Origin of the sequence: Pararhizobium arenae (assembly GCF_001931685.1) — a bacterium.
Taxonomy (GTDB): Bacteria; Pseudomonadota; Alphaproteobacteria; order Rhizobiales; family Rhizobiaceae; genus Pararhizobium; species Pararhizobium arenae.
The window spans coordinates 371613-382487 of the sequence record NZ_MOOY01000001.1 but is presented as its reverse complement, the minus strand read 5'-3'; the positions used below and the strand labels follow the sequence as shown (position 1 = coordinate 382487).

The 10875-nt window shown below is 56.9% G+C and carries 7 protein-coding genes and 1 tRNA gene; 4 read left to right on the top strand and 4 right to left on the bottom strand.

Going from position 1 to position 10875, the window contains the following annotated elements; translation table 11 throughout:
- Positions 1–162: 162 nt before the first annotated feature.
- Together BLX89_RS01900 and BLX89_RS01895 are read right to left on the bottom strand one after the other, a co-directional pair.
- Positions 163–248 (bottom strand) — tRNA-Leu (locus BLX89_RS01900).
- Between the two features lie 87 nt (positions 249–335).
- Positions 336–1106, bottom strand: a complete 771-nt coding sequence (locus BLX89_RS01895) for an ABC transporter permease (protein ID WP_075288944.1) — start codon at positions 1104–1106, stop codon at positions 336–338.
- A gap of 304 nt (positions 1107–1410) precedes the next feature.
- Here BLX89_RS01895 and gpt point away from each other — a divergent pair, with 304 nt between their 5' ends.
- From gpt to BLX89_RS01875, 4 genes are all read left to right on the top strand, one after another.
- The gene (gpt, locus tag BLX89_RS01890; protein WP_075288943.1) at positions 1411–1908 is read left to right on the top strand and encodes a xanthine phosphoribosyltransferase; all 498 of its coding nucleotides are present in this window, start codon (positions 1411–1413) and stop codon (positions 1906–1908) included.
- A 125-nt stretch (positions 1909–2033) separates the two neighbouring features.
- The gene (locus BLX89_RS01885; RefSeq protein ID WP_245292740.1) at positions 2034–2618 is read left to right on the top strand and encodes a hypothetical protein; all 585 of its coding nucleotides are present in this window, start codon (positions 2034–2036) and stop codon (positions 2616–2618) included.
- Positions 2619–3312: 694 nt separating this feature from the next.
- Entirely contained in the window at positions 3313–7119 is a 3807-nt protein-coding gene (locus BLX89_RS01880; RefSeq protein ID WP_083637312.1) for a vitamin B12-dependent ribonucleotide reductase, read from the top strand.
- A gap of 18 nt (positions 7120–7137) precedes the next feature.
- Positions 7138–8832, top strand: coding sequence for an AIPR family protein (locus BLX89_RS01875; RefSeq protein WP_075288940.1), 1695 nt, complete (start codon positions 7138–7140; stop codon positions 8830–8832).
- 62 nt (positions 8833–8894) lie between these two features.
- On the opposite strand, the gene BLX89_RS01870 is transcribed toward BLX89_RS01875, so the two are convergent.
- Positions 8895–9293, bottom strand: coding sequence for a VOC family protein (locus BLX89_RS01870; RefSeq protein WP_075288939.1), 399 nt, complete (start codon positions 9291–9293; stop codon positions 8895–8897).
- Between the two features lie 47 nt (positions 9294–9340).
- Positions 9341–10387, bottom strand: a complete 1047-nt coding sequence (locus BLX89_RS01865; RefSeq protein WP_425348589.1) for a L,D-transpeptidase family protein — start codon at positions 10385–10387, stop codon at positions 9341–9343.
- Positions 10388–10875: the final 488 nt, after the last annotated feature.

Below are 10875 nucleotides of genomic sequence, written 5' to 3'. Positions count from 1 at the left end.
CGCGCGAGCGGGATTTATTGTTTGCGGGAGTGCGGCTTTCGGCAGAGGTCGATTCCGCTCAGCCGATCGCGACGGTCTTGCGCGCTGAGGCAAGACGAAAGACACACACAATAACCGATGAGGCGAACACGTCGGAAAGCGTGGGCGTGGTGCAACGGAGGTTGGTGCGGACGACGGGGATCGAACCCGTATAGCCTAAGGCCGAGGGATTTTAAGTCCCTTGCGTCTACCAGTTTCGCCACGTCCGCCTACAAACGCATCAAACATCTGGTCGGATTCGTGTCAATCTGGCCTGAAATATTATGACCCGTTTTATGATGGGCGAACGGCACCCGTCAATCGTTTCGCAATGCGGCCGACGATACGCTCAGAAGCGCGAGGCCCAGAAACAATGTCCCGAAAGCCCATTCGAACAAATAAGCCATATCGAGAAAATCGGGGTTGTACTCGGCGTAAAATCCCGTGCGAAACGCCATGACGGCGTGAATGATCGGGTTATACATCACATAGTCCACATAGGGATGCGGCATCGCGTCCGGCATGAAAAACACGCCGGAGAGCATGTAAAGCGGACGCATGGCGATCGAGAACAGCTGCTCGTACAGGGGAAACCGTACGAAAAGCGTGACGTTCATGAGCCCTATTCCTGCGCCGATAAGCGTCGTGGCAAACACCGTTTCGAGAATTCGCAGCCAGTTCAACTGGATGCTTTCCGCCTGCCCGATCAATATCACGCCGAAGATCAGAACAGAAACAAAGACGACCGTGACAAGCTGCAGAATATAGCGCGCCGCAACGGCATCGATCGGCGCAACCAATGGATACGACAAAAGCGACTTGTTGGCCCTGACGGACGAGGCGATGTAGGACGACGTTCCGGAGTAAAACTGGTAACAGATGTAACCCGTGGCAAAAAACAGAGGAAAACTCTCGCCCAAGGCCGGCGTCTTGGAAATCGCAGAGAAAATGATCGTCATCATCAGGATGTGGCTCAGCGGCTCGAGAACCGCCCAGATGTAACCGCCGGGCTTGCTGCCAAATCGGGCCGCCATTTCACGAATGACAAGGGCCGAGGTCACGCGCATATGCATCTTCATGACGCTCATTGCGCAGCTCCTGGGATCGATGCGGAAAGAGTGGAGATTTCGCCGGAAAACTGGCCTTGGGGGCAATGCGTCTTTAACATCGTCTTTTCTCGGATGGGACAATCGGCAGAACAGGGCCTGAGGGTCGAAATGAAATGCGGCGGCTTCGTCAAGTCGCTGAAGAGATCACACTGAAGCGATTACCTATTTCGGAACGACGTTCAACCCTTGCCAATTTGCGGTGATTGCCGCTAAAGCATGGTGGAATTGGGGCCAAGGCCGCCACTCTTTCCAGCCACGTTTCGCTCAAAGCCGGAGCCATCGCATGTCTCTTCCCGACAAAGCCTTTCCCGTATCCTGGGACCAGTTTCATCGCGACGCCCGCGCCCTCGCGTGGCGCCTTGCCGATAACGGGCAGGAGTGGAAAGCGATTGTTTGCATCACACGCGGAGGCCTTGTGCCGGCCGCCATCGTCTGCCGCGAACTCAATATCCGTCTGATCGAGACTGTCTGTGTTGCCTCCTACCACGACTACGTTTCGCAAGGAGAAATGTTCGTGCTCAAGGGCATTGCCGAGGAACTGAAAGCGGACGGCGGCGCGGGTATCCTGATCATCGACGACCTGACGGACACCGGAAAAACCGCGGCCGTCGTGCGCGCGATGCTGCCGAAAGCGCATTTCGCAGCGGTCTATGCGAAGCCCAAGGGTCGCCCGCAGGTCGATACGTTCGTAACCGAGGTCAGCCAGGACACCTGGATCTATTTCCCTTGGGACATGGGTTTCACCTACCAGGAACCGATCGCGAAGGGTACCCGCGGCTGAACACGATACGCCTGACTTCCCGCGGCTGCGGATGGTGTCGGGTTAACTCATGATCATTATCTTTATGATCGCCTTATCATACGTTTCGTCGTAAGGTCGGAAAAAACAAAGGGAGGATCGCTGAGATGATCCGGGCCGTCTTGGCCGCTTGCCTTTCCGGCCTTGTCACAAGCCTTGTGCCGATTTCCTCCGCCGCCAATGACCTTCATATTGCCGCCGTCAGCGCCTATGTCGATGAGAACGTACGTCCCTGGATCCATGATCCCTGGGTCATAGAGGCGCTGCATAACAGCAACGCCTACCACCAGTATCTCACCGCGCAGGATATTGAGCGCCTCGACAACCAATGGCGGATGGAATTCAGGGCGCAAAGCAAACCTCTGATAAGCGCGATCATCAACAACGCGCTCTCTGTGATGCTGCGCGAAAAGCAGGCTCGGTCTGATGGAATTATCACCGAAATCCTGGTCATGGATGCCAAGGGCCTGGCCATCGGCGAGAGCGACATCACCTCCGACTATTGGCAGGGTGATGAACTGAAGTGGCAAAACACCTATCTGGCAGGAGCAAACGTCACCTTCGTCGATCGCGCGGAGAAGGATGAATCGACCCAGATGCTGCAAGCTCAAGCCAGCATGACCATTTCCGATCCCGAAACCGGCCAGCCGATCGGCGCGATCACCGTCGGCATCAATCTGGATGCGCTTTGACGGTCCTCACCTCCAAGTTAAACGTTCCTGAAATACGGGCCTGTGCGAGGGTCAAGGTCACCCATCCAGCGCATGAGGCCGCAGAGAATCACTTTTTCCCCAACTCACAGATTTAGCCGGATGGCTATTGCGGGAGATCGTGAGCCCGCGATTATCCGTGTTTTCATCACTCATTTTTTGGGTTTCGGTTAACGCATTCGTTGAACGACATCAAACCTCGCCCGGAAGCGCCTGATTTTGCTGGGTTCGCAGACAGTCCCCGTTTTCCACAGCCATCAGACACAAGATGTAGCGTTTAAAATTCCGTCACAAACCACCCCTTGACGGTATGGCCAGAGTCACGGTTAATGGTTTTCACGTTGCGGCGGCGACGGGACCGGAAAGTAACGAGGCCGGTTCTTTTCACGAAAGATCCTATTGGGACGTGCCCTCCGGTGGATGAGCCGCTGGTGGTGACGGTAATCTTTTGTGATCGCCAAGGTCACCGCGATCGGCGCAAAAAGCTGGCGTAAAGAAGTTGTTAATACTATATTTAGTGTTTGCAGCCAAAATCAGCACAAGATAAAGGGTCTCCCGGAGAGGGTTTCCCAGCAGAGATGGAAACTGAAACTGGCCGCGCGATCACCCGCGCGACCGGATGGGACTTATTGTGCCGGGCGCCTGCCCGGTTGCGGCAACAAAGGACAAGGGACAGATGAAGATCGAACGTCGTTTCACCAAGCCCGGCCAATCGGCCTATGCGGACATCGAATTCCGCAAGGCGACCAGCGAAATCAAGAACCCGGACGGCTCGGTGGTTTTCCGCCTCGCGGATATCGACGTGCCGGCGCAATTTTCCCAGGTTGCCGCGGACATTCTGGCCCAGAAGTATTTCCGCAAGGCCGGCGTGCCGAAGAAGCTGAAGAAGGTCGAGGAAAATTCCGTTCCCTCGTGGCTGTGGCGCTCCGAAGCCGACCTCGCCGCGATGAAGGATATCCCCAAGGAAGAACAGTACGGCTCCGAGACGGATGCACGCCAGGTTTTCGATCGTCTGGCCGGCACCTGGACCTATTGGGGCTGGAAGGGCGGCTATTTCGCCTCTGAAGACGATGCCCTCGCCTTCCGCGACGAGCTTGCCTACATGCTCGCCACCCAGCGCGTTGCGCCGAACTCGCCGCAGTGGTTCAACACCGGCCTGCACTGGGCCTATGGCATCGATGGACCCGGCCAGGGCCACTTCTATGTCGATCCCTTCACCGGCAAGCTCGTTAAGTCCAAGTCGTCTTACGAGCATCCGCAGCCGCATGCTTGCTTCATCCAGTCCGTCGGCGACGATCTCGTCAACGAAGGCGGCATCATGGACCTCTGGGTTCGCGAAGCGCGCCTGTTCAAGTACGGTTCCGGCACGGGCTCCAACTTCTCCTATCTGCGCGGCGAAGGCGAAAAGCTTTCGGGCGGCGGCAAGTCCTCCGGGCTGATGTCCTTCCTCAAGATCGGCGACCGCGCTGCCGGCGCCATCAAGTCGGGCGGCACCACCCGCCGTGCGGCCAAGATGGTCGTCGTCGATATCGATCACCCGGATATCGAGGAATACATCAACTGGAAGGTCAAGGAAGAGCAGAAGGTTGCAGCCCTGGTCACCGGCTCCAAGATCGTCGCCAAGCACCTGAAGGCGATCATGAAGGCCTGCGTCAATTGCTCGGCCGACAATGGCGCCTGCTTCGACCCGAACGAGAACCCTGCCCTGAAGCGCGAAATCCGCGCCGCCAAGAAGGATCAGGTTTCGGAAAACTACATCCAGCGCGTCATCCAGTTCGCCAAGCAAGGTTACAAGGACATCGAGTTCAAGACCTACGACACGGACTGGGATTCTGAAGCCTATCTCACCGTTTCGGGCCAGAACTCCAACAACTCCGTTTCGCTGAAGGACGACTTCCTGCGCGCTGTCGAAAATGACGGCGACTGGAACCTGACCGCCCGCAAGGACGGCAAGGTCATGAAGACGCTGAAGGCCCGCGACCTCTGGGAGAGCATCTCCTACGCCGCCTGGGCATCGGCCGATCCAGGCCTGCACTTCAACACCACGATGAACGACTGGCACACCTGCCCGGCCGCCGGCCCGATCCGCGCATCCAATCCGTGCTCGGAATACATGTTCCTCGACGACACCGCCTGCAACCTTGCCTCGCTGAACCTGCTTCAGTTCAAGGATGCCGCCACCAAGAACATCGACATCGCAGACTACGAGCACGCCGTCCGCCTCTGGACGCTCGTTCTCGAAATCTCCGTCATGATGGCGCAGTTCCCGTCGAAGGAAATTGCCGAACTCTCCTACGAGTACCGCACGCTCGGCCTCGGTTACGCCAATATCGGCGGTCTTCTGATGTCCTCCGGCATTCCCTATGACTCGAAGGAAGGCCGCGCGATCGCAGGTGCGCTGACCGCGATCATGACCGGCGTGTCCTACGCCACGTCGGCCGAAATCGCCGCCAAGCTCGGCCCGTTCCCGGGCTTCAAGCCGAACCGCGACAACATGCTGCGCGTCATGCGCAACCATCGCCGTGCAGCCTTCGGCGAGACCGCCGGTTATGAAGGCCTGTCGGTTGATCCGGTTGCCCTCATCCATGGCGATTGCCCGGATCAGGACCTGATCGTTCACGCCAAGTCGGCTTGGGATCTCGCCGTCTCGCTCGGCGAAAAGCACGGCTACCGCAACGCCCAGGTCTCCGTTATCGCGCCGACCGGCACGATCGGCCTCGTCATGGATTGCGACACGACCGGCATCGAGCCCGATTTCGCGCTGGTCAAGTTCAAGAAGCTCGCCGGCGGCGGCTACTTCAAGATCATCAACCGTGCCGTTCCGGAAGCGCTGCGCACGCTCGGCTATTCGGAAAGCCAGATCGCCGAGATCGAAGCCTATGCCGTCGGCCATGGCAACATCAACCAGGCCCCCGGCATCAACCCCGGCAGCTTGCGCGCCAAGGGCTTCTCGGACGAGAAGATCGAGGCGATCAACGCCGCGACCAAGGCTGCCTTCGATATCAAGTTCGTCTTCAACCAGTGGACGCTTGGCACCGATTTCGTCAAGGAAACCCTGAAGGTCTCCGACGAGCAGCTCGCCGACATGAGCTTCAACCTCTTGGAGCACATCGGCTTCTCGAAAAAGGACGTCGAAGCCGCCAACATCCATGTCTGCGGTGCGATGACGCTGGAAGGCGCGCCGTTCCTGAAGGCCGAGCATCTGCCGGTCTTCGATTGCGCCAACCCCTGCGGCAAGATCGGCAAGCGTTATCTCTCGGTCGAAAGCCATATCCGCATGATGGCGGCTGCCCAGCCGTTCATTTCGGGTGCGATCTCCAAGACGATCAACATGCCGAACGAAGCGACCGTCGAGGATTGTAAGTCCGCCTACATGCTTTCCTGGAAGCTGGCGCTGAAGGCCAATGCGCTGTACCGCGATGGCTCCAAGCTTTCCCAGCCGCTCAATGCCTCGCTGATCGAGGACGAGAGCGACGAGGATGCGCTGGAGGATTTCATCCAGCAGCCGGCAGCCGCCCAGGCCGTCACCATCACCGAGAAGATCATCGAGCGGGTGATCGAGCGCGTCACCCGCGAGCGTGAAAAGCTCCCGAACCGTCGCCAGGGCTATACCCAGAAGGCGATCATCGGCGGCCACAAGGTGTATCTGCGCACCGGCGAATTCGGCGATGGCCGCCTCGGCGAAATCTTCATCGACATGCACAAGGAAGGTGCGGCCTTCCGTGCGATGATGAACAACTTCGCCATCGCCATCTCACTCGGCCTGCAATATGGCGTGCCGCTGGAAGAATATGTGGAGGCCTTCACCTTCACCAAGTTCGAGCCGGCCGGCATGGTTCAGGGCAATGATGCGATCAAGAACGCGACCTCGATCCTCGACTACGTGTTCCGCGAACTCGCCGTCTCCTACTTGAACCGCCACGATCTGGCCCATGTCGATACGTCGGACTTCTCCAACACCGCGCTCGGCAAGGGTATCCAGGAAGGCAAGACCAACCTGATCTCCACCGGCTGGACCCGTGGCCACAAGCCGACGATCGTCCAGGGCGGCATTGACCGCGCGGCCAGTGAGCCCAAGGGTGCAGCAACTGCTGCTCCGGCGAAAGCTTCGTCGGGTGCCACCGTCACCGCCTTTGCCGGCAGTGCGGCCCGCAAGATCGAGCCGACGCTCGCAATCTCGACCTCCGAAATCGTCGCCTTCAAGCGCGATTACGAAGAGCGGGCTGCCGAGCTTGCCGAAGAGATCGCGGAAGAAACGACGGAAACCTCAAGCGAGGTGACCGCCCTCTTCTCCGACAAGGCCGCCGCCGAAGCCGCCGCCGCCAAGTCGGATGCCAAGAAGCTGGAAGCCGAGCGCCGCATCCGCTCGATCGCCCAGGGCTACACGGGCAATATGTGCTCCGAGTGCCAGAACTTCACGATGGTCCGGAACGGGACTTGCGAGAAATGCGATACGTGCGGCTCGACGAGTGGTTGCAGCTAATTAGGAGCAGATATCCACATGGCGCCAAAGCTAGTTCCGCAAACCCCCGCTACAATCATTGATTTTGGCGTTGTGGAAACTGGTATACGCGAGCGCGAGACCTCCGAGGTCTCGCGCGGTGTGGCTTTTGCGAAACTGGTAACAGAGACGATATTTTGCGTTTCACGGAATGAAGTCGAAGAGCACATTGTCGATGGCGGTGCCGATAGGGGTATCGACATAATCTACATCGACCACAATAGTCGACGAATCAATATCGGCTCATGCAAGACCGTATTGGACTTCAAAAACTCGCACAAATCGTTTCCAGCCGAAGAAATAGACAAAATAATCTCATTTATAGATGACATTCTTCTTCACAGAGATGACATTCTACAGAATTGCAATGGGAAACTATCATCCAAGATTCGTGAAATATGGGAGATATTCGCAACAGAAGCATATGATGTTGCGGTTCATATATTCTCGAACAAATCAACGCTGGCCAAAGATGCGCGTCAGCGGCTCGCAAATTCACTGGGCAGACACAACATCAGCCTGTTTGAATACGGCCTTTTTGAACTCTCCCATGGTTTAGTGAAAGCGACTAAACCCCGTTTCAAAAAAACACTCAAATGTGGAAACTCCGGAACAAACGCCATTGAGGACGCGGGAAGACGTGCCCTTATAGCTCGCGTAAATCTTGATGATCTGGCGCGCTTTCTAACAGGCGAGACCGGCGCATTTGATGAACGGTTGGTTTGGCAGAACGTGCGTTATTTTCTTGGCCTCGAAAACGAGGTGAACAGAGAAATTCGCGCAAGCCTCATTAATGACCGTTTGGAAGATTTTTGGTTTCTGAACTCAGGTTTGACGATAGTTTGCGAACAAATTTTGTCAAATCCCAACGGGGCTCACCCAATTCATATGGTGAACCCACAGATCGTGAACGGATGTCAGACAGCTTCAGTCATTCAAAGCGTCCATTCTGAAACCTTGAGAAGCCTGAAAGACGGCTTTATTCAAGTAAAAATTATTGAGACAAATAGCCCTGAATTTGTGGAACGAATTGCTTTAGCCAGCAATACTCAAAGCCGAATACTTGGCCGTGACTTGCGAGCTCACGATATATTCCAGCTACAGATAGCAGAATGCCTTAGGTCTCGTGGCTATTTTTATTGTCGGAAACGGGGAGAAAGAAGCCCCACCAATAAACTGATATCATTGGATTCTGCTCGCGTCGGCCAACTCATGCTCGCCTATGTTTGCGGAGAGCCGACCAAAAGCAAGACGAACTCAAACGATATATTTGGTGATTTGTATGCTGAGGCTTTCAACCCGCTCGCGACAACTCCCGACATCATAATTTCCGCTCATGAGACACATGTGGAGATCGAAAAAAGACGTCAAGAAGCGATTCACTGGCAATCTTCCATAACGAGAAGCTCATACGAGGAGTCTTGGATCATCGAAGGCCACTTCCACGTCTTGTTTGTTGTCGGAGAGCTTCTTCGACGTTCAGGCAAAAGTTTGGCTGACAAAGACTCAGCTGTTGCTCTGATTGACACAGCGGTTAGCGCCGTACAGAAATTCGTTCATGCGAACAAAGGCACAGCGAGCTACCGGTTGTTTAGGCTTGCCACCTCAAGAGAGGGTTTACTAAAGCTGCTTGACGGCGATAATGATCGCCCCAGCTTCTCATATCCTCAACAGTTATCTATGGATTGGAATTAGCCGCGGCTGACAATTATCGGGGAAAGAGGCAATTCGCCACTTACTCAAAGCAAGCTCGCCTTCTATCCCACAATCGGCGGCCGATGATCGTTGATCTCGATCCAATACCCATCCGGGTCCTGCACGTAAATCTGCCGGAACCCATTGCGGTGAACGCCGATCTTGCCGGGGTTGCCGGGCCAGTCGGTAAACGCGATGCCAAGCGCGTTCAGATGCGCGACAAAGGCATCGAAATCGGCCGTGGACACCGCGACATGGGTGTCCTTGGTCACATGCGTCGCGCCAAAATCGTTCTGGATCAGATGAATGGCATCGCCGCCGCCGATCTCCAGCCATTGCACGCCGTGGCTGCCGGTTCGCTCGATCGGCGAAAAACCCATGACGTCACGGTAGAATGCCGTGCTGCGCGCGACGTTGCGCACCAGCAGCGCGAAATGATCCAGTGCGAACCGGTAACCCATGGCGTCCTCCCGTTACGTCACGCCCGGTAGAGGCGTTGCCCCCCAGTCTAGTCCCCGTCGAACGGGTCAGCCAAGGCCGCTTCCGGGCGGCTGATGGGATATTTGATGCCGGAAATGCTGGCCGCCAGTTTCTTGGCGCCCTTCTGCTTCAGGAGCGCGCGGAAACTCGGGTGCATGCCGCCATCCTGATAGGCGCTCATGGTCGTGGTGGTCTGCAGCACTGCCGTCATCGCCGCCTCGATCCGCTGGTTTTCGGCGCTGATCTTTGCAAACGCCATCGGCTCCAGCTCGCGTGCAACGGGCGGGCAGGCCGCGAGCGGATCGCTCGGCTCGCCGTCAACAAATTCCTTGTTGAAGACATAGCGGCTGCCGCAGACCGACACCTTCGGCTGGCGCTTCGTCGCTTCAAAGCTGTCATAGCCCTCCTTCATCGTGCGCCAGAAGCTCATGTTCGGGTCGCTGCGATGTTCGGCCATGTTCTGGGCGGTCATACGGAAGGGATAGGCCTGCACCTGGAAACGCTCCTGCCCGCTTGAAAGCGCCTTGGCGACGATCGCGTAGATTTCGCCGACACCCTGGTCGGTCATGGCATAGCAGCCAGCGGACGAGCAGGCGCCGTGCACCATCAGCGCCTCGCCGGTATAGCCGAGCGCCGATTCAAGCCGGTTCGGATAGCCGAGGTTGAAGGAAACGTAATATTGCGACTTCGGATTCAGCATGCCGGTGGAGACGTGATAGAACCCTTCCGGCGCCTGCCTGTCACCGGCCTTGGTCTTCGGCCCCAGCTTTCCGGACCAGCGGCACATCGGATAAGTCTTAAGCAGAGCGTATTGCCCTGACTTGTTCATTTTCCAGACTTCGAGCTCGCTCTCCTGCTTGAAGATGCGCACGAGCACCGGGCTTTCCGGTTTCATGCCCTTCTTCGCCATCTCGGCGATCATCTTCTTGGAAAGCGTCGGCGGGGCCTCGGAGATATCCTCCAGCGACATGCAGCCGGACAATGCCGCACCAACCGCGAGTATGGCGGCCCAGCGGCGGAAGAGGGTGCGAACCGGCCGGCGCTCGGCCCGGAATGGAACGGTCATGGTCTGCATAGGGACTCTATCGGGACAAATCGCGACGAAGTTTTGGCATTCGCCTCAATCACGTCATAAAGGACGAAGCCTGCGCGAGACAATCCGCAGTTTTGGTGAACGGCTGGTTAATACCAAGGATCGATGATAGGAACCTATAGGATCGGCTCGATCGGGTTTTCCGGCTAGGAGAGGTCCGCAGAGCGATGCTTGCGCATCGGTCAAGGGCCTCGACGCCGCCGGAAAGCCCGAGAAGCCGACCGGAGGTGGCATTGGACTGGTCTCTGGCGTCGTTGCGATGCTTGTCCGATGCGCCAGCATCGCCCCTCGCATCGCGCCTAGCCAGAAACCAGTCCAATGCCATCCTATAGGTTCCTATCATCGATCCTTGGTATAAGACCCCTCCCCGTATTCGACATCACACTGCGGCAATCGACGCGGGAATCTGGAAAAATCCGAACGCCAGTGGTATCATTTCTTCGCGCAAACCTGCGTCGCGCAGGAGATTG